A 24,715-nucleotide genomic window follows, 5' to 3' on the forward strand; every position below is an offset into this window, starting at 1 on the left:
CTTCCCGGCACCCCCGCGCATTACCCAACACCCCGCCAAAGGGGCGTCCCACGCTGCCCGAAAATGGTCTCCGAGATTTTTTCCCGGAGACCGGCCCGGTCGTGTGCGCGCCCGAAAAGCATTCGTCCGGGAGGCTTTGTGCACACGGATTCGCCGTCACGAGTCGCGCCCGCGCTGCCGTTGCAGAGCGGAATGATCGCGGCCGGGTTGCGCGACCCGTCGGCCGGGACGGACGTCATCCAGTGCGTGCAGCACTGGCCGCACGGCCTGGACACTTCCGCGTACCTCGCGGCGTGGCGTGCCGCCGTCGACCGGCACCCGGTGCTGCGCACCCGGTTCGCCTGGCGCGCGGACGGCGGCATGGAGCAGTGGCCGGGGCCCGTCGACGACGTCCCGGTGCTGGTCGACGACTCGGCGACGGACCTGGACGCGTTCCTGGCGGCCGACCGCCGGGCCGGGGTGGACCCGGTGGCCGCGTCACCGCTGCGGGTCGTGGCGCTGCCCGGTGACGTGGTCGTGGTGACGTTCCACCACGCGATCCTCGACGGCCGGTCGCTCGCGATGCTGCTGGCCGAGGTGGACGACGACTACGCGGCCCGGCTCGTCGGCGGCTCCGCCGAGTTCGCGCCACGGCCCGACTTCGCCGACTACGCCCGGTGGCACGACGCCCGGATCGCGCCCGAGCACCCGCGACGGCGGGCCGACGAGCGGTTCTGGGCCGCCGAACTGGCGGGATCGGCCGAACCCGGTCCCCTGCCCCTGGAGCACGCCGGGCCCGGCACACCGGTGATGGCCACCGCCGCGCTCGACCTGTCCGACGCCGAGACCGGGGCCGTGCGGGCGTTGGCCGAACGGGCGGGCGTCACGGTGAACACCGCGGTGCTGGCCGCGTGGGGTCTGGTGCTGACCGCGCACGCCCGCGCCGACGAGGCCCTGTTCGGGGTGACCCGGGCGGCGCGCCACAACACCGTCGAAGGCGCCCAGGACATGCTCGGCCTGCTGCTGGCGACCGTGCCGCTGCGGTTGCCGGTCGACCGGGACGCGTCGGTGGCCGACTGGCTGCGATCCGTGCGAGCGCGGTCCGTGCGGGCACGGGACCACCAGCTGTGCCCGCTCCCGGTGATCCGCCGCGCGGCCGGGCACGACGCGTCGTCGACGCGCAGCCTCGTGCTGTTCGAACGCCGCGAGCTCGGCGCGGTGCTGGCCGCGCGGCCGTCCGCGCCACCGGGCAGGCGGGTCCGCATCCTGCGCACCCCCGGCTACGCCATGACCTTGTACGCGTTCGCCGAACCACGCCTGAGCTTCCAGCTCATCCACGACACCGGCCGGTTCCCGGACTGGGCGGCGGGCGCGGTGCTCGCGCAGGTCCGCGACCTGCTGGCGGGCATGGCCGAAGCGCCCGACCGGCCCGTGCGGCACCTGGGCGAGCCGCGTGACCACACGCGGGCGCCGGCCGCGTGGAACGACACCGGAGTCGACTACCCGGCGGACGCGACCGTGCCGGACCTGTTCGCCGAGCAGGTGCGGCTGCGGCCGGACGCCGACGCGGTGTTCGACGGCGAGCGGTGGCTGAGCTACGCCCGGCTGGACGAGCGGTCGAACCGGTTGGCGCACGTGCTGCTGGCGCGCGGCGCGCGGGCCGACCTGCCGGTGGCGCTGTCGCTGCCGCGGGGTGCGGACTTCGTGACCGCGATGCTGGCCGTGCTGAAGACCGGCGCGGCCTACCTGCCCCTGGACCCGGCGAACCCGGCGGCCCGCGACGCGGTGGCGTTGCGCGAGTCCGGCACACCCCTCGTGGTGTCCGATCGGCCGCGTGCCCTGCCCGACGGCGTTACGTCGATCGTCCTGCCGGAACTGGACCTTTCGGAGCAGTCGCCGGTATCTCCCGGCGTCCCCGCGCATCCATTAAGCGTGGCCTACGTCAACTACACGTCCGGGTCGACCGGCAAGCCGAAGGGCGTCGCCGTGCCCCACCGGGGTGTGGTCCGGCTGGTCACGCGGCCGACGTTCGCCCGGTTCGGGCCGGGCCGGACGTTCCTGCACCTGTCCGCGACCGCGTTCGACCTGACCACGCTGGAGGTGTGGGGCGCGCTGCTGACCGGCGGCCGGGTGGTCCCCGCGCCGGCCGGCCCGCCCGACCCGGCGGTGCTGGCCGACCTGCTGCGCGTGCACCGGGTGAGCGTGCTGTGGCTGACCGCCGGGCTGTTCCACCAGCTCGACCCGTCGCTGCTGGCGGACGTGGAGCAGCTGCTCGCCGGCGGCGACGTGGTGGCCCCGGACGCGGTGCGGGCGGCGTTGGCGGTCCGCGGCGGGAAGCCGGTGGTCAACGGGTACGGCCCCACGGAGAACACCACCTTCACCACCTGCCATGTGCTGCGGTCGGCCGACGACGTGGGCGCGACCGTGCCGATCGGCACGCCGATCCAGCGGACCACGGCGCACGTGCTGGACGAGTCGATGCGGCCGGTCCCGGTCGGCGTGCCCGGCGAGCTGTACACCGGCGGCGACGGGTTGGCCCGCGGGTACCTGGGCGCGCCGGGTGCGACCGCCGCGAAGTTCGTGCCGGACCCGTTCGGCGACGCGCCCGGCGGGCGGCTCTACCGCACGGGCGACCTGGCGCGGTGGCGGCCGGACGGCGTGCTCGAGTTCCTGGGCCGCGTGGACCGGCAGGTCAAGGTGCGCGGGTTCCTGGTCGAGCCGGCCGAGGTCGAGGCCGTGCTGCGGGAGCACCCGGCGGTCGCGGAAGCGGCCGTGCTGCCGATCGGCGACGACGACGCGAGGCACCTGGTGGCGTTCATCGTGCCGACCGGCCCGATGCGGACCTCCGACAACACGGCCACCTCGGCCATCGAGGACGTGCGCACGCACGTCGCGGAACGGCTGCCCGCCTACCTCTGCCCGGCGCGGTACGTGCCGCTGCCGGAGCTGCCGCTGAACCGCAGCGGCAAGGTGGACCGGGCGGCACTGAGGTCGGTCCGTGCCCCGGGCGCGCGGGGCACGGACCGGACCCGCCCGTCGACCGCCACGCAGCGGCGGTTGGCGGCACTGTGGGAGAACCTGCTCGGCACGCCGGACGTGTGCGCCGAGGACGACTTCTTCGCGGTGGGCGGCAACTCGCTGCTCGCGGTGCGGTTGGCGTTCCGGGTGCGCGAGGAGTTCGGGGTCGAGGTGCCGGTCGCCGACCTGCACCGGGCGCGGACGCTGGCGGGGTGCGCGGCGGTGCTGGACGCGGCGGCGGGTTCGCCGACGAGCCGTGCGCCGATCACCCGGCGGGACCGGTCGGCGTACCTGGTGCCCGCGCGGCGCGCGTCGGCCCGGCCCGTGGCGGATCACCTGGTGCTGCCGACCGAGGGCGACTGGGCGGCGTGGCGGTGGGTCGAGCTGCGCGGGACGGGTTTCGGCATCGAACCGCTGCTGGCCGTGGCGAGCCCGGACGCGGCACGTGCGGCGGACGCGGTGACGGCGGCCGAGGAGGCGGTGGGCGCGGCGCGGTGGGCGGCGTCCCGGGTGCTGCGGGAGGTGGAGGACCGGGCGCGCGGCGAGCGGCGGTCCGCGTTGCGGCGGATCGGCCGGCTGGTGCGCAAGGGACGGTTCGCCGAGGCCCGCGCGGCACTGGCCACGGTCACGTCGCCGATCGGGGACGCGCCCGTGGCGCTGGTGGCGGCGGGCGCCGCGCCCGAAGCCGGTGGTGGACCGGCCACCGTGCTGGTCGTCGACCCGGACCCGGACCCGGCCGCGGACACGGGCCGGCCGACGGCGGCGTCCGACGACGAACGGGTCGACGCGGCGTTGGCGGAGGCGGAGGAGGCCGCGACCCGGCATGAAGCGCTGCTCGCCGAGTACGCGGTGCGGTTCGACGCAGGCCGCCGGGCCACCGCCGAGGTGCTGCGAGTCGTCAGCGGGGACGCCAGGTTCCGCGAAGCGGTCGCGTGGCAGAACCCGCGCGCCCTCCAGACCGCCGTGGACGCGCTGCACCGGGCGCTGACGGGCGACCGCGCCGCGTCCCGCAACGTCGACTACCGGCGCTACGAGCACACGGTCGTCAGCTACCTCCAGCGCTACAGCGCCAAGAACGACACCATCGGGTTCTTCGGCCCGGTCGGCTGGGCCAGGGTCGAGGACGACGCGCCCGCCGCGATCACCGCGAGGCCCGGGCCCGACCTGGTCGGCTCGCGCACCACCTACCTGGAGAACTGGGCCGTCCAGCAGGTGGCCGAGGCGTTGACCACGGACGCCGTGCGACCGTGGGCGGTGCCGCGGCGGATGCCCTTCGTGGACGTCGTGGGCGACACCATGCACGTCCCGTTGACCGATCCGGTGCGGCTGCCCGCGGCGGACGCGGCCGTGCTCGCCGCCTGCGACGGCCTGCGCCGCGCCGCCGAGATCGCGAGCGGCCTCGGCCGGCCGGTCGACGACGTGCTCGCCACCCTCGAACGGCTCCGGCAGGCCAAGCGGATCGCGTGGATCCTGGAGGTGCCGCCCGAGGCGTTGGTGCCGGAAACGGCGCTGCGCGAGCAGATCACCGCCATCGGCGATCCCGAGGTCCGCGCCGTGGCCGAGCGGGCGCTCCACCGGGTCGAACGCGGACGGGACGCGGTCGCCGCCGCCGTCGGCGACCCGGACCGGCTCGTGCGCGCCATCGACGAGCTGCACGAGACGTTCACCGCCATCACCGGCACGGCGGCGGTGCGCCGACCCGGCCTCTTCTACGCCGGTCGCACGGTCGTGCACGAGGAGTGCCGGCGCGACCTCCACGTCACCCTCTCCCCCGCGCTGGTGGAAACGCTGTGGACGCCGCTGTCGCTGGTGCTGGAAGCCGCGCGGTGGTTCACCTCCGCGGGCGCCGCCCTGTACGGGCGGGCGTTGCGCGAGGTGTACCGGGAGCGGGTCGCGGCCACCGGGTCGGACCGGGTGCCGCTGGCCGACTTCTGGCTGTGGGCCAACGACACGATCTTCCGCCTCGACGAGCGGCTGATCGGCAGGCTCGTCCGGACCTTGCAGGACCGCTGGGCCAAGGCCCTCGGGCAGGCGCCGGACGGCCGCGAGGCCCACTACCGGGTGCGGGACGTGCGCGACGCCGTGCTGAAGGCGTTCGCCGCGCCCCGGCCGGGTTGGCGCGGCGCGGTGCAGCACAGCCCCGACGTCCTGATCGCGGCACGCGACGAGGACGCGATCCGGGCAGGCGACTACCGGTGGGTGCTCGGCGAGGTGCACCCCGGTGTGAACACGGTGCGCTCGGCGTTGTTCGTCTCCCAGCACCCCGACCCGGCCCAGCTGCGCGCGGCGATGCGGCACGACATGGCGGGGCCGCGGATCGTGCTGGCCACCACGCGCGAGGAGGGCGGCACGCCCCAACGGCTCGCCGACGCGCTCGTCTCACCGGACGACCTGAAGATCGTGTCCGGGCACGACGCGTGCGGCCCCGGGTTGCGCGGCGCGGTGCCGGTCGGCGCGTGCGAGGTGACCGAGAGCGGCGGCCGGTTGGTGGCGCGCAGCCGTGACGGCCGGGTGGACGTCGACCTGGTCGAACTGCTCAACGAGCAGGTCATGGCCCAGCTGGTGCAGCACTTCCGGCTGCTGCCGGCGGGCGAGCGCACGCCCCGGGTCAGCCTCGACCGGTTGGTCGTCGCCAGGGAGGGCTGGCGGTTGCCGGCCGCGAGGTCGGCGTTCGCGTTCGCCCAGGACGAGGCGACCCGCTACCTGCGGGCGCAGTCCTGGCGGCGGGAGCACGGCATGCCGAGGTTCGTGTTCGTGAAGAGCCCGGTCGAGCACAAGCCGTTCTACGTGGACTTGGAGAGCCAGCCGTCGGTCGAGCTGTTCGCGCGCGCGGTGCGCGCGCTGGACCGCGAGAAGCCGGACGCCCTGATGGGCGTGGGCGAGATGCTGCCGGGCCCGGACCAGCTGTGGTTGACCGACGCCGCGGGCGCACGGCACACGGCGGAGTTCCGGGTGGTGGCGGTCGACCGGCGGGGTTGGCCGGACGGTGTCGGTCTGAGGGGGGAGGGATCGCGGTGAGCGCGGTGCTACCAGAGGGGCGTGCGGACGAGGTGTTCCGCTTCCCGGCTTCATCCGGGCAGCGCAGGTTGTGGTTGGTCGACCAGCTGCTGCCCGCGAGCCCGGTCTACAACATCGGCTGGCGGGTCGGCATCGACGGCCCGCTCGACGCCGGTGCGTTGCGGGCGGCGTTGAACGCGCTGGTCGCCAGGCACGAGGCGTTGCGGACCCGGTTCGCGGACGAGGACGGCGTGCCCGTGCAGGTGGTGTCGGCGACGTCGACCGTGCCGTTGGCGCGGCTGTCGGGCGACGTGGACGCGGTGGTGCGCGACGAGGTCGGCCGACCGTTCGCGTTGCACGACGGGCCGCTGCTGCGCGCCGGTCTGGTGGAGGTCGCGCCCGACGAGCACGTGCTGGTCCTCGTGCTGCACCACGCGATCGCCGACGGCTGGTCGTGCGCGGTGCTGTTCGACGAGCTGGCACAGCTGTACGCGGCCGAGGCCGCAGGCGTGCCGCTCGACCTGCCGGACCTGCCCGTGCAGTACCCGGACTACGCGGTGTGGCAACGGGAACAGGCCGAGAGCGGCGCGTTCGCCGCCGACGCGGAGTTCTGGCGCGAGGCGCTGCGCGGTGTGCCGACCGTGCTCCCGCTGCCGACCGACAAGGCGCGGCCGGCAGCGCCCACCGGACGTGGCGCGGAGCTGCGGGCGGAGCTGACCGTGCCGGACGGGTCGTTCGCCCGGCTGCTCGCGGTGTTCCAGTGCGTGCTGCACCGGGTGACGGGGCAGGCGGACTTCCTGGTGGCCACGCCGGTGGCGGCGCGCACCAGGCCGGAGACCGAGGGCTTGGTCGGCTTCGTGGCCAACACCCTGCCGCTGCGGGCGAGGTTCACGCCGGAGACCACGTTCGGCCAGGTGGTCGGCGCGGCCGAGGAAGCGACCGTGGCCGCGCTCGCCCACCAGGACCTGCCGTTCGAGCAGCTCGTGGACATCGCCGCGCCACAGCGGACGCTGGCGCACGCGCCGCTGGTGCAGGTGATGTTCGCGGTCGAGCCCGTGCCGCCGCCGCGGGCCGCCGGCCCGATCACGATCAGGCCCGAGCCGGTCGCCAACGGCGGTGCGAAGTTCGACCTGTCGTTGACCGTCGAACGGGCGGGTGAGCGGTGGTTCGCGCACTGGCAGTACGACTCCGAGCTGTTCACGCCTCAGACGATCGCCGCGCTGCACTCGGTGTTCGCCGCCGCCGTGCACGCCTCGCCCGGCGACCGGGTGGCCGAGCTGTGGCTCGGCGACGACGCGCCGCAGGAACCCGCTGTGGAGGTGCCCGCCGAGACCGCCGCCGACCTGGTGTTCGCCGCGTTGGCCGAGCACCCGGACGCGGTCGCGGTCGAGGGCGCGTCGACGTGCGGTGAGCTGGACCGGGCGGCGAACCGCCTGGCGCACGTGCTGCTGGCCACGGGCGCGCGGGCGGACCAGCCGGTGGCGCTGTGCCTCGGCCGGGGTGCGCCGATGGTGGTCGGCATCCTGGCGGCGTGGCGGGCGGGCGCGGGCTACCTGCCGCTGGACCCGTCGTGGCCGCCGGCCCGGTTGACCGCGATGGCGGCGGGGTCCGACGTGCCGGTGCTGGTCACGGACGCCGCGTCGCGTGCGGTCACGGGACCGCTGACCGGGCCGTGGACCGAGGTCGACCTGGACACCGCCGACCTCGACGCCCAGCCCGACACGCCCCCTCGGGCAGAGCAGCACCCCGGTTCGCTGGCCTACGTGATCCACACCTCCGGGTCGACCGGCAAGCCGAAGGGCGTGCGCTGCACCCAGGGCGGGCTGGCCGCGTTGCTGCGGGCGATGGGCGGCTTGATGGAGCTGACGCCGGCCGACCGGCTCGCGTCGATCACCACGCCCGCGTTCGACGTGTCCGCGGTGGAGATGCTCGCCCCGCTCATCAGCGGCGCGACGCTCGTGGTGGTCCCGGCGGACGACGTCGCCGACGGGGCGCTGCTGCGCGCGCGCATCGAGGAGACGGGGGCGACGGTCGTGCAGGGCGGTCCGGCGAGCTGGCGGATGATCGTCGCGGCCGGTGGCGTGCCCGCGGGCGTGCGGCTGCGGATCAGCGGCGGCGAGGCGATGACCCGCGACCTGGCCGACGACCTCCAGACCGACGGCGCGACCCTGATCGACGGTTACGGGCCGACCGAGACCACCGTGTACTCGGCCGCCGGTGTGGTTTCGCACGCGCCGGACCCCGTGCGGCTCGGGCCGGCGGTGAAAGGCACGTCGCTGCACGTGCTGGACCCGTTGATGCGACCGGTGCCGCCCGGTGTGATCGGCGAGCTGCACATCGGTGGCGCGGGCGTGGCCCGCGGCTACCACGGGCTGCCCGGCCTGACGGCGGACCGGTTCCGGCCCGACCCGTTCGGACCGCCCGGCGGACGCCTCTACGCCTCCGGCGACCTGGTCCGCCGCCACGCCGACGGCAGGCTGGAGTTCCTCGGCCGCGCCGACCGGCAGCTCAAGGTGCGCGGCTACCGGATCGAGCCGGGCGAGATCGAGGCCGTGCTCCGCGCCCACCCGGACGTGGCGCAGGCCGTCGTCGTCGCGTGGTCCGCGCACGCCGCCGACGTGCGGCTCGTGGCGTACGCGGTGCCCGCCGACCCCGACCTCGGCGAGGACGCGCTGCGCCGGCGGGTGCGCCCGCACCTGGCCGCGAGCCTGCCCGACTACATGCTCCCGGCGGCGGTCGTCGTGCTGCCGGAGCTGCCGCGCACCGGCACCGGCAAGATCGACCGGGACGCGCTGCCCGACCCGGTGTGGACCACCGAGGACGTCGAGCGGGTCGAGCCGCGCGACGAGGACGAGCGGCGGCTGGCGCTGATCTGGCGCGAGGTCCTGAGCATGCCCGCGGACGCGCCGCTCGGCGTGCACGACAACTTCTTCGCCCTGGGCGGCCACTCGTTGACCGCGACCCAGATGCTGGCGCGGGTGCGGGTCGCGCTGGACGTGGACCTGCCGCTGGCGACGCTGTTCGCCGCGCCGACCATCGCCGAGCTGTGCGCGAACCTGCGTCGCGGCACGGGTTCGGCGGCACGGGGTCCGGCGCCGCTGCTCGACCAGCTCGACGAGCTGTCCGACGAGGAGATCGACCGCCTGCTCGGCGCGCTGGTCGACGAGGACGACGCGTGAGCCGCGACGCGGTGGTGGTCGGCGCGGGGCTGGCCGGCTCGTTGACCGCCGTCTACCTGGCCCGGCGCGGGTTCGGCGTGCGGGTGCTGGAACGGCGCGGCGACCCGCGGGCGCCCGGCGTGCGGGAGGAAGGCCGGTCCATCAACCTCGGCCTGTCCCAACGCGGCATCGTGGCGTTGCGGGAAGTCGGCCTGCTGGAGCGGTTGGTGCCGCTGACCGTGCCCATGCGCGGCCGGGTCGTGCACCTGGCCGACGGCACGCTGCGCTTCCAGCCCTACGGCCTGGCCGAGGACCAGATCCTGCACTCCGTGCTGCGGCACGACCTGAACGTGGCGCTGGTGGACGAGGCCGAACGGCTCGGCGTCGAGTTCTCCTGGGGCCACCGGGTGACCGCCGTCGACCGCGCCGAGCCCGCCGTCACCACCGACGACGGGACCACGCACACCGCGGACCTGGTCATCGGCGCGGACGGCGCGTTCTCCGCCGTGCGCGCCCACCTCGGCCGCGGCCTGCGGGTGGACCTGCACCAGGAGTTCCTGGAATGGGGCTACAAGGAGCTGTTGATCCCGGTCGGCGACGACGGTGAGCCGCGCACCGAGCTGCGCGCGCTGCACGTGTGGCCCGGTGACGACGGCCTGATCGTGGCGCACCCGAACGCGGACGGATCGCTCACCGCGACCGTGTTCCTGCCGTTCGACGGCGAGCACGGGTTCGCCGGGCTGACCGAGCCCGAGCGGGTGCGGTCGTTCTTCGCCCGCCGGTTCCCCGACACGCTCGTGCTCATCCCGGACGTGGTCGAGCAGTTCCTGGCGCACCCGCCCGCGGGCCTGGTCACCGTGCGCACCTCGCCGTGGCACGTCAGCACCGACGAGGGGCGCGGGGTGGTGCTGATCGGCGACGCCGCGCACGCCGTGTACCCGTTCTTCGGGCAGGGCATGAACGCGGCGTTCGAGGACTGCTCGGTGCTCGACCGGTGCCTGGCCGCGCACCCGCGCGACCTGCCGCGGGCGTTGGCGGAGTTCGAGGGCTCCCGCCGGCCGCACACCGACGTGCTGGCGGAGCTGTCCAAGCGCAACTTCGTGGAGCTGCGCGACAAGCTGCGCTCACCGCTGTTCACCGCGCGCAAGAAGGTGGACCTCGCGCTGCACCGGGTGTTCCCGAACGCGTGGGTGCCGCTCTACACCCTGATCACGCACACCACGGTCCCCTACGGCGAGGCGTTGGCGCGGGCACGGCGGCAGGACCGCGTGCTCGGCGGTGTCACGGCCGCGTTGACCGGTGCGGCGCTGGCGGGCCTGTCCCGCCGGTCACGGAACAAAGGCAGGTGGAGTTGATGCTGATCCATCCGACCCACCGGGCCCACCCGCTGGTCGAGCCGGCGGACTTCGCCGCGCCTCGGCTGCCCGACGCGGTCGCGGCGCACGAACTGCCGCTGCGCACCGTGTTCGAGTGGGCCGGTGAGTACCTGTGCGGACCGCACCCGGACCTGGGGCGCAGGGGCGCGGTGTGCCCGTTCACCGACACGTCCTTGCAGCGCGGGCTGTTCTACCTGTCCGTGCACACCGGCACGCCGGAGGAGCCCGACGAGCTGGCCGCGCTGCTGCTGCACTACCGCGACTGGTTCGCCGAGCTGGAGCCGACGAGGGGTCCGGGCGCGCAGTTCAAGACCATCGTGCTGCTGTTCCCGGACCTGACCGACTTCGGCGTGGTCGACCGGGCTCAGGAGCTGCTCAAGCCGCAGTACACCCGGGACGGGCTGATGCTGGGCGAGTTCCACCCCGGCCCGCCGCAGAAGGCGGGCCTGTGGAACCCGGTCTTCCGGCCGCTGCACAGCCCCGTGCCGCTGCTGGCGATCCGGCACATGGTGCCCACCGACTTCCCGTTCCTGCGGGACGACGACACCACCGTGGCCGCCTACCTGGAGCGCTTCGGCGACCGCGTGCCCACGCACCTGCGAGACCACGTCCGGGCCGCCGCCGACCGGCTGACGAGATCGGGGAGCACGTCATGACCGATCTGCGGGACACCGGCGCCACGGCGTCGGCGCGCAAGCGGGAGCTGTTGGCGCAACGGCTGCGCGCACGGGCCGCCGCGCCCACCGCGTACCCGCTGTCGTTCGGGCAGCAACGCCTGTGGTTCCTGGACAAGTTCTCCCCCGGCAGCGCCGTCTACAACGTGCCGCTCGCCCTGCGGCTGCGCGGGACGCTCGACCGGGCCGCGCTGCGGCGGGCGTTGGACGCGCTGGTCGCCCGGCACGCGTCGCTGCGCACCACGTTCCCCGACTCGGGCGGCGAACCGGTGCAGCTGGTCGCGCCCACCGGCGCCGCCACCCTCACCACCCACGACCTCCCGGGCGGTGACCGGGACGCGGCGGCGCAGCGGTTCGCCGACGAGCGCGGCGGCATCGGGTTCGACCTGCACCGGGGGCCGCTGTTCGCGTCGAGCCTGGGCCGGTTCGCCGACGACGACCACGTGCTGGTGCTCACCCTGCACCACATCATCGCCGACGCGTGGTCGCTGTCGGTGCTGCTCGGCGAGCTCGGCCAGGCCTACGACGCGGCGCTCGACGGCCGCGACGCCGACCTGCCCGCGCTGACCCTGCAGTACCCGGACTTCGCGGTGTGGCAACGGGACCGGATGGCGGACCTCGCCGCCGGGCACCTCGACTTCTGGACGCGGCACCTCGCGGGCGCGCCGGAGCTGCTGACCCTGCCGACCGACCGGCCGCGGCCGCCGGTGGTCACCCACCGGGGCGCGCTGCGCTACGGCTACGTCCCGATCGGGCCGCTGGAGGAGCTGGCTCGCGCGCACGGCGTCACCGTGTTCATGGTGCTGCTGGCCGGGTTCGCGGCCCGGCTCGGCCGGCTGGCCGGGCAGGACGACGTGGTGGTCGGCACCCCGGTCGCCGGGCGTTCGCACCCCGACCTGGAAGGCCTGATCGGGTTCTTCGTGAACACGCTCGCGTTGCGCGCGCGGGTGGGCGGCGACCCGACGTTCACCGAGCTGCTGGCCCGCATCCGGGAGGTCGCGGCGGCCGGGCTCGCGCACGCCGACCTGCCGTTCGAGCGGCTGGTGGAGCACCTGAGCCCGCAGCGCAGCACCGGGCACGCGCCGATCCACCAAGCCCAGCTGATCTTCACCAACACCCCGCCGCTGGACATCTCGCTGACCGGGCTGGACGTCACGGCGCTGGTGCCCGATCCGAAGGTGTCGAAGTTCGACCTCACGGTGGCCGCCGACCCGCAGGGCGACCGGCTCGCCCTGGGTGTCGAGTACAACACCGACCTGTTCGACGAGCCGACCATCGCCGAGTTCACCGATCGGCTGATCGCGCTGCTCATCGCCGCCGCCGAGCACCCGGAACGGCGGATCAGCGAGCTGGACGGGCTGACCGGCGTGCGGCGGTGGGAGGTGCTGGAGGGCTTCAACGCCACCGACCTCGCCCTGCCGCCCGCGCGCACCGCGCTGGACCTGGTCGTCGGGCACGGCCCGGCGGTGTCGGGTGCGGGCCCGGGGCTGACGTACGCGGAACTGGACACGCGGGCCGAGCGGGTCGCCGCGCTCCTCCGGGCGCACGGCGTGGGCCTCGGGTCCGCGGTGGCGTTGTGCCTGCCGCGCACCCCGGACCTGGTCGCGGCCGTGCTGGGCGTGTGGAAGGCGGGCGCCGCGTACGTGCCGCTGGACCCGGGCTGGCCGGTGGAGCGGCTGACCGCGATGCTGGCCGACTCCGGCGCGGCCGTGCTCGTCACCGACGGGGAGCTGCCGTTCGGCGGCCCGGTGGTGAGCCTCGCCGACGCGGACCTCGTCGAGCCCGCGCCCGTGCCGTGCCCCGCGTCCGGCGAGGACCTGGCCTACCTCATCTACACGTCCGGTTCGACCGGCACGCCCAAGGGCGTCGAGGTGCCGCACCGGGCGGTGGTGAACCTGCTGGTGTCGTTCCAGCGGTTGCTGGCGCTGACCGTCGAGGACCGGCTGGCCGCGGTGACCACGCTGTCGTTCGACATCTCGGTGCTGGAGCTGCTGCTGCCGCTGACCGCGGGCGCGGAGGTGCTGGTCGTGCCCTCGGAGGTGAGCGCGGACGGCGCGGCGTTGCGGCAGCTGCTGGTCGAACGCGAGGTCACCGCGCTGCAAGCCACCCCGGCGACGTGGCGGCTGCTGCACGCGGCGGGCGGCGTGCCGGCGGAGGTGGTGACCCGGATCTGCGGCGGCGAGGCGTTGCCGCGTGACCTGGCCGACGACCTGCTGACCGACGACGCCCTGCTGTGGAACGCCTACGGGCCGACCGAGACCACGGTCTGGTCGTCCGCCGGCCTGGTCGAGCCCTCCCCCGCGCCGGTGGCGCTGGGCCCGCCGATCGGCAACACCCGGCTGTACGTGCTGGGGCCGGGCCTGGAGCCGGTGCCGCCGGGGGTGGTCGGCGAGCTGCACATCGGCGGCGCTGGCGTGGCGCGCGGCTACCACGACCGGCCCGGGCTGACCGCGAGCCGGTTCGTGCCGGACCCGTTCGCCGGGGAGCCCGGACGGCGGCTGTACGCGACGGGCGACCTGGTGCGGCACCGGTCGGACGGCACGCTGGAGTTCCTGGGCCGGGCCGACCACCAGGTGAAGGTGCGCGGGTTCCGGATCGAGCTCGGCGAGGTCGAGGCCGCGTTGCTGGCCTCCGGCGAGGTCCGCGAGGCGGTCGTGCTCGCCGTCGACGAACGGCTCGTCGCCTACGTGGTCCCGGTGGACGTGCCGCGCGACGGGTGGTGGCCCCGGCTGCGGACCGGGCTGGCGGCCCGGCTGCCGGACTACATGCTGCCCGCCACGGCGGTGGTGCTGGACGCGTTCCCGCTCACGCCCAACGGCAAGACCGACCGCAAGGCGCTGCCCGCGCCGGTGTGGGACGTCGGTGGCGAACGCGTGCCACCGCGTGACGCGGTGGAAGAGGTGCTGGCGGGCATCTGGGCAGAGGTGCTGGGCGTGCCGGGAGTGGGCGTGCACGACGACTTCTTCGCCTTGGGCGGCCACTCGCTGCTCGCGGCGAAAGCGCTGGCCAGGGTGCAGGCCGCGTTCACCGTGGTGATGCCGATCGGCCGGATGTTCGCCGCGCCGACCGTCGCCGGTGTCGCCGCCGCCCTCGGCGACCTGGACGACCCGGAGCGGGTGGCCGCCGTCGCCGAGCTGCGCCTGCGACTGGCCGGGATGTCGGCCGAGGAGGTCGAGTCGATGCTCGGTGACGAGCGATGAGCGCGCCGGCCGGGCTGACCGGGCGGGCGGGTCTGGGCAGGTTCGCGGTGGTGTGGGCCGGCCAGCTGGTGTCGGTGATCGGCTCCGCGCTGACCGCGTTCGTGCTCGGCGTGTGGGTGTACCTGGGCACCGGGTCGGTGACGACGTTCGTGCTGATCCAGTTCTGCGCGGTGGTGCCCGGCATCCTGCTCGCGCCGTACGCGGGCGCGGTCGCCGACCGGTACGACCGCAAGCGGATCATGCTCGTCGCGGATGTCGGGGCGGGTGTCGTGACGGCGCTGCTGCTGGTGGCCGTGTCGACCGACTCGTTGGCGGTGTGGCAGGTCTACGTGGCCACCGCGCTGACCGCGACGCTGAACTCGTTCCACATCATCGCGTACACGGCCCTGGTGCCCGCGTTGGTGCCCAAGGAGCACCTGGGCCGGATCAACGGGCTGATGCAGATCACGCAGGGCGTGCAGATCGCCGCCCCGCTGGTCGCGGGCGCGTTGCTGGGCCTGGTGGGGCTGCGGGGCGTGCTGCTGGTCGACTTCGGGTCGATGCTGTTCGCGGTCGGCGCGTTGCTGCTGGCCCGGCTGCCCGACGGGGCCGTGCGGCCGGCGGGCGCCTCGGACGGGGAGCGCGCGGGCATCGGCGCCGGGCTGAGGTGGCTGCGCGGCGCGCCCGGGCTGTTCGCCCTGTGCGCGGTGTTCGCGGTGTGGAACTTCCTGTTCGCCGTCGCGGGCGGGTTGGTGCAGCCGCTGATCCTGTCGTTCTCGAGTCCCGCGACGCTCGGCGTGCTGATGGCCGCGGGCGGCAGCGGGTTGTTCGCCGGCGGTCTGGTGATGGGCGTGTGGGGCGGTCCGCGACGGCGGGTGCACGGCATCTACGCCGGGGTGGCGCTGGGCGGGGTGTTCCTGGTGCTGCACTCGCTGGCGCCGTCGCCGTGGCTGATCGGGATCGCCGCGCCCGCGTTCCTGTTCACCCTGCCGCTGATCAACACGTGCTGCGTGACGCTGTTGCAGACCAAGGTCGACCCGGCGGTGCTGGGCCGGGTGCTGGCCGTGGTGCGGATGATCGGCACCGCCGCGATGCCCGTCGCGTTCCTCCTGATCGGCCCGCTGACCGACGGCGTGGCCGAGCCCCTGATGGCCGTCGACGGCCCGCTCGCCGGTGGCGTGGGCGCGCTCATCGGCACCGGCGAGGGCCGCGGCATCGCCCTGATCTTCCTGGTCGTCGGCGTGCTGATGCTCGCGCTGGCGGCCTGCGCCTGGACGCGGCCGCGCCTGCGGACCGTGGACGACCTGCCCGACGCGGTGGCCGACGAGACGCCGTCACCTGAGAGGACACTGGGATGACCGAGCTCTCCGACCAGCGCGAACGACTGCTGGCCAAGCTGCTCGCCGAGCGCGGCCTGGCCGCCGCGCCCCGCCAGGCGGTGCCGCGCCGCCCCGAGGGCGCGGTCGTGCCGCTGTCGGGCAACCAGCGCGGCCTGTGGCTGACCGGGCGGCTCGGCCTGGACGCGGGCGCGTACGTCATGTTCGCCGCGCTCCGGGTCGCCGGCGAGGTCGACGAGGACCGGTTGCGCGCCGCCGTGCGGACCGTCATGGGGCGGCACGAGGCGTTGCGCACCCGGGTCGTGGACACCGACGGCGTGCCCGAGCAGCAGGTGGCGGCCGACGTGCCCGCCGACGTGGCGTTCTCGTCGGTCGACGGCGAGGACGAGCTGACCGCGTTCCTCCGGTCCGAGGTGGACACGCCGTTCGACCTGGCCGTCGCGCCGCTGCTGCGGGTCAGGGCCGTGCGGGTCGGGCCGGGCGACACGGGGGTCGTGTTCAGCGCGCACCACATCGTGTGCGACGACCTGTCCCTCGCCGTGGTGGCCGGCGAGGTCGGCGACGTGTACGCGGGCGTGACGCCCGGTCCGGCCGGTGCGCAGTTCCCCGACTACGTGCACTGGCAGGCCGACCGGCTCGCCGACGGCGAGCGGCAGCGGCAGCTTGACCACTGGCACGACCGGCTCGCCGGCGCGCCGGCCGTGCTGGACCCGGCGCTGGACCGGCCGCGCACGCCGAACCGCACCACGGCGGGCGGCAGCCACCGCTTCACCGTGCCCGCCGCGGTGGCCGGGCAGCTCACCGAGGTGACCCGCGCGCACGGCTGCACCACGTTCGCCGGTCTGCTGGCCGCCTTCGGCGTGCTGCTGGCCCGCCGGTCGGGCACGGACGACCTGGTGATCGGCTCGCCGACCACGCACCGGCCGTTCCCCGAGCTGGAGCGCTCGGTCGGCATGTTCGTCACCACCACCGCGCTGCGGCTGGACCTGTCCGGCGACCCGACCGTGGCCGAGCTGCTCGGGCGGGCCCGCGCCACCGCGATCGACGCGCTGGACCACGCCGAGGTGAGCTTCGACGAGGTCGCCGCCCGGGTCGCGCCGCGCCGCGACCTCGCGCACCACCCGCTGTTCCAGGTGATGCTGGTGCTCAACCGCGGCGGCGCCACCGGCTCGTGGGCCGGGATGGACGCGGCGGAGCTGCCCGTCGACCGCGGGACCAGCCGGTTCGACCTCACCCTGCACGTGCGGGAGACCGACGGCGACTGGCCCGCGAACCTCGACTACAGCGCGGACGTGTTCGACGCGGACACCGCCGCGCGGCTGGCCGACCACCTGCTCGCGGTGCTCGCCGCGCTGGTGGCCGACCCGTCCGCCCGGCTGTCCGCGGTGGACACGACCACGCGGGACGACCGGCTGGCCGCGGCCCGGCTCAACGGCGAGCCGCAGGACGCCCTGGACCCGGCCCTGTCGCTGCGCCACCCCGGTGTGCTCACCCGCATCGCCGAGCAGGTCGCCGCGCACCCCGACCTCACCGCCGTGCTCGACCTGGCCGACGGCACGGAGGTGACGTTCGCGCGGCTCGACCGGCGGGCCAACCGGGTCGCGCACGTGCTGGCCGGGTGGGGCGTCGGCCCGGAGACCCCGGTCGGGCTGGCGGTGAAGGCGGGGCCGGACGCGCTGGTGGCGCTGCTGGCCGTGCTCAAGGCGGGCGGCGCGTACGTGCCGCTGGACCCGGCGCACCCGCCCGCCCGGCTCGCCGGGCTGCTGGCCGACTGCGGCGCGCCCGTGGTGATCACCGCGCCGGCCGACCGGGACCGGTTCGGCGAGTTCCACGGCGCGCTGCTGGACACCGCCGACGACGCGTTCACCGGCGAGGCCGACGCGCCGCCGGCCGCGGTCGTGCCCGACGACGGGTTGGCGTACGTCGTCTACACGTCCGGGTCGACCGGTGTGCCCAAGGGCGTGCAGGTGCAGCACGACACGCTCGCGAACCTGACCGGCGCGTTCATCGACCTGCACGGGTTCGCGGCCGGTCAGCGGATCCTGATGATCCCGCCGTTGAGCTTCGACGCGTCGGTGGGCGACGTGTTCCCGGCCTGGTGCGCGGGCGCGGCGGTCGTGGTGCACCCGGAACCGGCCGCGATCGGCGGCGCGGACCTGCTCAAGCTGTGCGCCGACCACGCCGTCACCGCCGTCGACGCGCCCGCCGCGCTGTTCAAGCGCTGGGTGTCGGACCTGGCCGGGCTCGACGTCGACCCCGGCCCGCTGACCGTGATGATGATCGGCGGCGAGGCGGTGCCGACGGCCGCGGTCGCCGAGTGGGCGGCCCTCACCGGCGGGAAGGTCGCGCTGGTGAACCACTACGGCCCGACCGAGACCACGGTCTGCGCCACCGCCTACCGCACGGTCGACGCCTCCGAGGTCGACCCGCGCGCGGCGACGTTGCCGATCGGGCGGCCGCTGCCCGGCGTGCGGGCGTACGTGCTGGACGCGGACCTGCGCACGGTCCCCGTCGGCGTGCCCGGCCAGTTGCACATCGGCGGGCGGGCGCCCGCCCGCGGCTACCGGAACGACCCGGCGCGCACGGCGTCGGCGTACCTGGTCGACCCCACCGTCCTGAGCGGCCGGATGTACGCCACCGGCGACCTGGTGCGCCTGCTGCCCGACGGCGCGCTGGAGTTCCTCGGCCGGGTGGACGACCAGGTGAAGCTGCGCGGCCACCGGATCGAGCCGGGCGAGGTGCGGTCGGCGCTGCTCGCGCACCCGGCGGTCGCCGAGGCCGCGGTGGCGGTGCGCGGCGACCTGCTCGTGGCCTACGTGGTGCCGCGCGCGCAGGCGCCCGGGCTGGACGAGCTGCGGGCGTTCTGCGCCGGCCGGCTGCCGGACGCGATGCTGCCCGGCGCGGTCGTGGTGCTGGACGCGCTGCCGCTGACCCGGCACGGCAAGGTCGACGCGGCGGCGCTGCCCGACCCCGACCCGGCGGCCCGGCTGACGCCGTACGAGCCGCCGCGCACACCGGTCGAGAAGACGTTGGCCGAGGTGTGGTCCGAGGTGCTGCACGTGCCGCTGGTCGGCCGCCGGGACAGCTTCTTCGGCCTGGGCGGGCACTCCCTGATCGCCGCCGCCGTGCTGGCGAAGGTGCGCTCGCTGCTGGGCGTGACGGTGCCGTTGCGCGCCCTGTTCGCCACCGCCGACCTCGCCGAGCTGGCCGAGGTGGTGGAGCAGGCCGCCGCGTCGGACCACACGTTCGCCAAGCGCTACCGGTCCGGCCTGCCGTCCGCGGCGGAGATGCGGGCCGACGCCACACCGCCGGACGACATCGAGGCGCGCCACCCGGTGCGGACGGGACCTCCGCGGCGGGTGCTGCTGACCGGCGCGACCGGCTTCCTCGGCGCGCACCTGCTGGGAGAGCTGCTGTCCCGCACGGACGCCGAAGTGCACTGCCTGGTCCGGGCGGAGACGCCGGCCGTCGCCCTGGCCCGCGTCCGCGCCAACCTGCGGCGCGCGCACCTCGACGTGCCCGAGGAGCGGCTGGCCCGGGTGGTGCCGGTGGTCGGCGACATGTCCCAGCCGCTGCTCGGCCTGGCGCAGCGGGACTTCGACGCGCTGGCCGAGAGCATGGACGCGATCTACCACAACGGCGCGGTGATGAACTTCGTCCTCACCTACCAGTGGATGATGCCGCCGCACGTGGGCAGCACGGTGGACGTGCTGCGGCTGGCCACCCGGTACGCGACCAAGCCGCTGCACCTGATGTCGACGCTGGGCGTGTTCCTCGGCGCGAACTACGACCGGCGGCTGATCACCGAGGCCGACCGGCCCGAGGACCCGACCGGCCTGGACACCGGCTACCACACCACCAAGTGGGTGGCCGACATGATGGGCGTGCTCGCCCGGGACCGGGGCGTGCCCGTGTCGATCCACCGCATCGCCGCGATCGTGGGCGACGTGCGCACCGGCACCGCGAAGACCGAGTCGTACCTGAGCCGGCAGATCGCGACCTGCGCGCACGCGGGCGCGGTGCCGGACACGCCGGACGTGATCGACATGCTGCCGGTGGACCGGCTGGCGGGCGCGATCGCGGGCATCTCGACCCGGCCGTCGACGCTGGGCCGGGACTTCCACTACTACCGGGCCGACGGGTTCAGCTACGCCGACCTGGGCGAGGTGCTCACCGCCAAGGGCTACCCGACGCGCCTGCTGGAGTACCCGGACTGGCGGTCGTTGATGCTGGAGAGCCCGGACAGCGCGTTCGGCCCGCTGGCGTTCGGCCTGACCACCACCCACCGGGCGCACCCGGTGTTCGACTGCTCGGCCACGTGGGCCGCGGCGGCGTCGTGCGGGGTGGAGTTCCCGCCCGCCGACGCGGAGATGATCGCCCGCCACGTGGACTTCCTCGCCGCCGCGGGCGTGCTGCCGGAAAGGGTCTGACCATGCCTCTGCACCTGGGACCGGACGACGGCCCGCCCTCGTTCCACGACCTGCTCGCCACCGCGGGCTACCGGGCCGTCGCGGCGGGGTTGCGGCTCGGTGTGTTCGACGCCCTGGCCGACGGACCGCGTCCGGTGGGCTCGCTGGCCGCCGCGCTGGGCGCGGACCCGCGGGGCACCGGGCTGCTGGCCGAGGCGCTGGTGTCGTTCGGGTACCTGACCGGCGGGCCGGACGGGTACGCCAACACCGACGACACCGCGAAGTGGTTGGCGGGCGGCGGTTACGCCGACGTGGACAGGTTCTGGTCGGTCGTGCTGTTCGAGTCGTGGGAGGGCTTGGAGGAGTCGGTGCGCACCGGCAAGCCCGCGATCGACTTCTACGCGTGGCTCGCCGAACGGCCCGACGTGCTGCGCCGGTTCCAGGGCATGCTGTCCGGGCACGCCGACGCGATCGCGCCGGAGGTGGCGTCGATCGTGCCGGTCGGGTCGACGTTGCTGGACGTGGGCGGCGGGCACGCCAAGCACGCGATCCGGCTGTGCGCGACGCACCCCTCGCTCCGCGCGACCGTCGTCGACCTGCCCGACGCGCTGGCCGTGGGCGCGACGGCGGTCGCCGAGGCGGGGCTGTCGGGGCGGATCACCTTGCGCGCCGGTGACTACGACGCGCTGGACCTGGGCGAGGACTACGACACCGTGCTGCTGTTCAACGTCGTCCACGGACGGCCGGCGGAGGCGAACCGGGCGTTGCTGACCCGGGTCGCCTCGGCCTTGCGGCCCGGCGGCGCGGTGGTCCTGCTGGAACACGACGAGCACTCCCCCGACCAGGCGTCCGACGCCTTCGCCCGCGTCTTCAGCCTCAACCTCTTCCACGGCCAGGGCGGTCAGGTCTACGGCACCGCCGAGATCACCGCCTGGCTCACCGCAGCGGGTTTCGACAGCCCGGTGCCCCACCCCCTGGCCACCTCGCCGGGCCAGTCCCTCCTCGTCGCCCGCAAACCCTGACCTCCAACCGCGCGTGTCCTACGTCCGGAACACCCGTGTCCTACGTTCGGAACACCCGAGTTGAACGCTCAGGACACGCCGGGCGGTCGATGTGCCCGGCCGCGGTCACCACCCGATCACTGTCCGAAGCGCAAGATCCCCTCTCCCGATTCGCCCCGTTCTGGGGCAGTATTCGCTTTCCGACTCCGGGTTCGACGCAGAGACGCAGGTGATCGCCGTGGATTCCGCCCTGACCAGCGTCGGCCTCCCGATCGCACTGGCCGTGGTCATGTTCGGGCTCGGGCTGTCGCTGACGGTCGCCGACTTCGCCCGGGTCGCCCGGACGCCGCGCGCGGTGGCGATCGCGCTGGCCACCCAGCTGCTCCTGCTGCCGGTGGTGTGCTTCGGGCTGGTGCTGGCGTTCGACCTGGACCCGCTGCTGGCGGTCGGGATGATGCTGCTCGCCGCCTCTCCCGGTGGCACGACGGCGAACCTGTTCAGCCACCTCTTCCGCGGCGACGTCGCGCTGAACATCACGTTGACCGCGGTGAACTCCGTGGTGGCGGCGATCACGCTGCCGCTGGTGGTGAACTTCGCCCTGGACTACTTCGAGCCGACGGCGGACGGCGTGGTCGGCTTGGAGTTCGGCAAGGTCGTGCAGGTGTTCGCGCTCGTGCTGGTGCCGGTGGTGCTGGGCATGCTGGTGCGCCGGGCGTCCGCGTCGTTCGCCGACCGCGCGGACCGGCCGGTGCGCATCGTCTCGGGCGTGGTGCTGGTGGTGGTGATCGTCGGCACGATCGTCGCCGAGATCGAGCACACCGCCGAGTACATGGCCGCGGTCGGGTTGGTGAGCGCGTTGTTCTGCGCGTTCAGCCTCGCCGTCGGCTACCTGCTGCCCCGGCTGGGCAAGGTCGGCCACCGGCAGGCGATCGCGTCCGCGTTCGAGGTCGGCGTGCACAACAGCACCTTGGCGATCACGGTGGCGGTGAGCGTGCTCGGCAGCGAACGGCTGGCCGTGCCCGCCGCTGTCTACGCGGTGGTGATGTTCCCGCTCGCCGCGGTGGCCGGGCTCCTCCTGACCCGAGGGCGGGCCGCGCGTGACGCCGCGTTGGACTGAACGCCGAGCGCCCGTACGCCGGACGGATCACGGCTGAGCCGATTTATCGGGGTGATCGATAGTCCGCTCGGATGAGACCGAGCGGTACCCGTAATACCAGCCCGGCAAAGCAGTGCGTAATCAGCAGCCGCATGTCACCCTTCCGTGCTCACCCAAAAGTGTCACGAAGGGACTGAAACGGACTATGCGATTACTCCGCCGCGCACAGCTCCAGCCGCGTTCGAGACGCGTGACCGCCGTGGCCGCCGCAGCTCTCGTCGTCGCCGCCACCACGGTGGCACTCCCGCCGACGGCCTCCGCCGCCGTGCCGGCCGGCTTCACCGACACCCTCGCCATCGGCGGCCTCACCGCGCCCACCGCGGTCTCGTTCGCGCCGGACGGCCGCGTGTTCATCGCCGAGAAGAGCGGCCTGATCAAGGTCTTCGACTCGCTCGCCGACACCACCGCGACCGTGTTCGCCGACCTCCGACCGCAGACGCAGGACTTCTGGGACCGCGGACTGCTCGGCCTGGCCGTCGACCCGCAGTTCCCGACCCGCCCGTACGTCTACGTCGCCTACACCTACGACGCCGTGCCCGGCGGCACGCACCCGCGCTGGGGCGACCAGTGCCCGACCCCGCCCGGCGCCACCGACCAGGGCTGCGTGGTGACCGGCCGGGTCTCCAAGCTGACCGCGGGCGCCGGCGGCACGATGACCGCCGAGCAGCCGCTCGTCACCGACTGGTGCCAGCAGTACCCGAGCCACTCGATCGGCACCGTCGTCTTCGGACCCGACGGCGGTCTCTACGTCGGCGGCGGTGACGGCGCGAGCTTCAACTTCACCGACTACGGCCAGGTCGGCAACCCGTGCGCCGACCCGCCGTCGCCCGCGGGCACGAACCTGACCGCGCCGACCGCGCGTGGCGGCGCCCTGCGCTCCCAGTCGATCCGCCGCCCGGCCGGCGAGCCGGTCAGCCTCGACGGCTCGATCGTCCGCATCGACCCCGACACGGGCGCGGGCCTGCCCGGCAACCCGTTCGCGGGCAGCGCCGACGCCAACGCCCGGCGCGTCATCGCCCACGGCTTCCGCAACCAGTTCCGCTTCGCCTTCCGCCCCGGCACGGAGGAGCTGTGGGCGGGCGACGTCGGCTGGAACACCTGGGAGGAGGTCAACCGGATCCCCGACGTGAACGACGCGACGGCGGAGAACTTCGGCTGGCCCTGCTACGAGGGTTCGGCGCGCCAGGGCGGCTACGACGGGGCGAACCTGACCCTGTGCGAGTCGCTGTACACCGGAGCGGGCCAGACCACGCCGTACTACGCCTACAACCACTCGGCGAAGGTCGTGGCGACCGACCCGTGCCCCACCGGCGGGTCGTCGATCTCCGGCATCGCGTTCGAGGCGGGCAGCAACTACCCGCCCGCCTACGACGGCGCGCTGTTCTTCGCCGACAGCTCGCGCGGCTGCATCTGGGCCATGCAGACCACCGCGGGCCAGCCGGACCCGGCCAAGCTGGTGCCGTTCGTCACCGGCGTGAACGTCCCCGTGCAGATCACCACCGGTCCCGGCGGAGACCTGTTCTACCTGGCGCTGGGCGCGGGCCAGCTGCGCCGGGTCGCCTACCCGACCGGCAACCAGGCGCCGACCGCCGTCGCCACGGCCACCCCGCAGTCCGGGCCCGCGCCGCTGGCCGTGCAGTTCAGCGGGACCGGGTCGACCGACCCGGACCCCGGTGACACGCTGAGCTACGCGTGGGACCTCGACGGCGACGGGCAGTACGACGACTCCACCTCCGCCACCCCGACGCGCACCTACAGCACCCAAGGCGCGGTCGCGGTCGGGTTGAGGGTGACCGACCAGTCCGGCGCGTCGGGCACCACCTCGGTCACCGTCACGGTCGGTACACCGGTCGCGCAGGACCCGGTGCCGGTGATCGACACGCCGACCGCGCCGCTGAACTGGTCGGTGGGCCAGAACGTGCCGTTCACGGGCCACGCGACCGACCCGCAGGACGGCGCGCTGCCCGCGTCCGCGTTGAGCTGGAAGCTGAGCATCCAGCACTGCGCGACCAGCGGCTCGTGCCACGAGCACGTGGTGCAGAACTGGACGGGCGTGGCGTCGGGCTCGTTCATCGCGCCCGACCACGAGTACCCGTCGTACCTGGACCTCACGCTGACCGCCACGGACTCGTCGGGGCGCACCAAGAGCACCACGACGAAGCTCGACCCGCGGACGGTGGCGCTGACGTTCACGTCCAACCCGAGCGGTTTGCAGCTCAGCGTCGGCGGCACGGCGCAGACCACGCCGTTCACCCGCACGGTGATCGCGGGCTCGAACAACTCGGTCAGCGCGCCGAGCCCGCAAGGCGGCGCGCTGATCTTCCGCTACGGGTTCACCAGCTGGTCGGACGGAGGGGCGCAGACGCACAACGTGACCGCGCCCGCGACCGCGACGACGTACCAGGCGAACTACTCGCTGTGCCTGTGCTGA

The 24,715-nt window shown here is 74.6% G+C and carries 10 protein-coding genes; all 10 read left to right on the forward strand.

The genetic code is table 11. The features are described from left to right. Window positions 1-138: 138 nt before the first annotated feature. A complete protein-coding gene (locus IOD16_RS16920) occupies window positions 139-6,015 on the forward strand; it encodes a non-ribosomal peptide synthetase (RefSeq protein ID WP_201440822.1) in 5,877 nt (1,958 codons plus the stop codon). Further along, window positions 6,012-9,173 (forward strand): non-ribosomal peptide synthetase, encoded by a 3,162-nt coding sequence (locus IOD16_RS16925; protein ID WP_201440823.1) that lies wholly within the window; start codon window positions 6,012-6,014, stop codon window positions 9,171-9,173. The genes IOD16_RS16920 and IOD16_RS16925 overlap by 4 nt, the downstream gene beginning before the upstream one ends. Continuing rightward, window positions 9,170-10,507 (forward strand): FAD-dependent oxidoreductase, encoded by a 1,338-nt coding sequence (locus IOD16_RS16930; RefSeq protein WP_201440824.1) that lies wholly within the window; start codon window positions 9,170-9,172, stop codon window positions 10,505-10,507. Before IOD16_RS16925 ends, IOD16_RS16930 begins: the two co-directional genes overlap by 4 nt. Next, window positions 10,507-11,184: a DUF6875 domain-containing protein gene (locus tag IOD16_RS16935; protein WP_123741636.1), complete on the forward strand. Its 678-nt coding sequence runs from the start codon at window positions 10,507-10,509 to the stop codon at window positions 11,182-11,184. Before IOD16_RS16930 ends, IOD16_RS16935 begins: the two co-directional genes overlap by 1 nt. Next, a complete protein-coding gene (locus tag IOD16_RS16940) occupies window positions 11,181-14,402 on the forward strand; it encodes a non-ribosomal peptide synthetase (RefSeq protein ID WP_201440825.1) in 3,222 nt (1,073 codons plus the stop codon). The genes IOD16_RS16935 and IOD16_RS16940 overlap by 4 nt, the downstream gene beginning before the upstream one ends. Further along, window positions 14,399-15,739, forward strand: a complete 1,341-nt coding sequence (locus tag IOD16_RS16945) for an MFS transporter (protein ID WP_236595043.1) — start codon at window positions 14,399-14,401, stop codon at window positions 15,737-15,739. The genes IOD16_RS16940 and IOD16_RS16945 overlap by 4 nt, the downstream gene beginning before the upstream one ends. Continuing rightward, the gene (locus tag IOD16_RS16950) at window positions 15,736-20,148 is read left to right on the forward strand and encodes a non-ribosomal peptide synthetase family protein (RefSeq protein WP_201440826.1); all 4,413 of its coding nucleotides are present in this window, start codon (window positions 15,736-15,738) and stop codon (window positions 20,146-20,148) included. The genes IOD16_RS16945 and IOD16_RS16950 overlap by 4 nt, the downstream gene beginning before the upstream one ends. A gap of 2 nt (window positions 20,149-20,150) precedes the next feature. After that, window positions 20,151-21,149: a class I SAM-dependent methyltransferase gene (locus IOD16_RS16955; RefSeq protein WP_201440827.1), complete on the forward strand. Its 999-nt coding sequence runs from the start codon at window positions 20,151-20,153 to the stop codon at window positions 21,147-21,149. Window positions 21,150-21,366: 217 nt separating this feature from the next. Then, entirely contained in the window at window positions 21,367-22,245 is an 879-nt protein-coding gene (locus tag IOD16_RS16960) for a bile acid:sodium symporter family protein (RefSeq protein WP_201440828.1), read from the forward strand. A gap of 184 nt (window positions 22,246-22,429) precedes the next feature. After that, on the forward strand, window positions 22,430-24,715 hold the full coding sequence (locus IOD16_RS16965) for a PQQ-dependent sugar dehydrogenase (protein ID WP_201440829.1): 2,286 nt from the start codon (window positions 22,430-22,432) through the stop codon (window positions 24,713-24,715).

Source organism: Saccharothrix sp. 6-C (assembly GCF_016695385.1).
In the GTDB taxonomy this organism is placed as follows: domain Bacteria; phylum Actinomycetota; class Actinomycetes; order Mycobacteriales; family Pseudonocardiaceae; genus Actinosynnema; species Actinosynnema texasense.

Coding starts and splice junctions, on each gene's coding strand:
- IOD16_RS16935 (WP_123741636.1), top strand. CDS start 10,507: ATGCTGATCCATCCGACCCACCGGGCCCACCCGCTGGTCGAGCCGGCG.
- IOD16_RS16955 (WP_201440827.1), top strand. CDS start 20,151: ATGCCTCTGCACCTGGGACCGGACGACGGCCCGCCCTCGTTCCACGAC.
- IOD16_RS16945 (WP_236595043.1), top strand. CDS start 14,399: ATGAGCGCGCCGGCCGGGCTGACCGGGCGGGCGGGTCTGGGCAGGTTC.
- IOD16_RS16950 (WP_201440826.1), top strand. CDS start 15,736: ATGACCGAGCTCTCCGACCAGCGCGAACGACTGCTGGCCAAGCTGCTC.
- IOD16_RS16965 (WP_201440829.1), top strand. CDS start 22,430: ATGCGATTACTCCGCCGCGCACAGCTCCAGCCGCGTTCGAGACGCGTG.
- IOD16_RS16940 (WP_201440825.1), top strand. CDS start 11,181: ATGACCGATCTGCGGGACACCGGCGCCACGGCGTCGGCGCGCAAGCGG.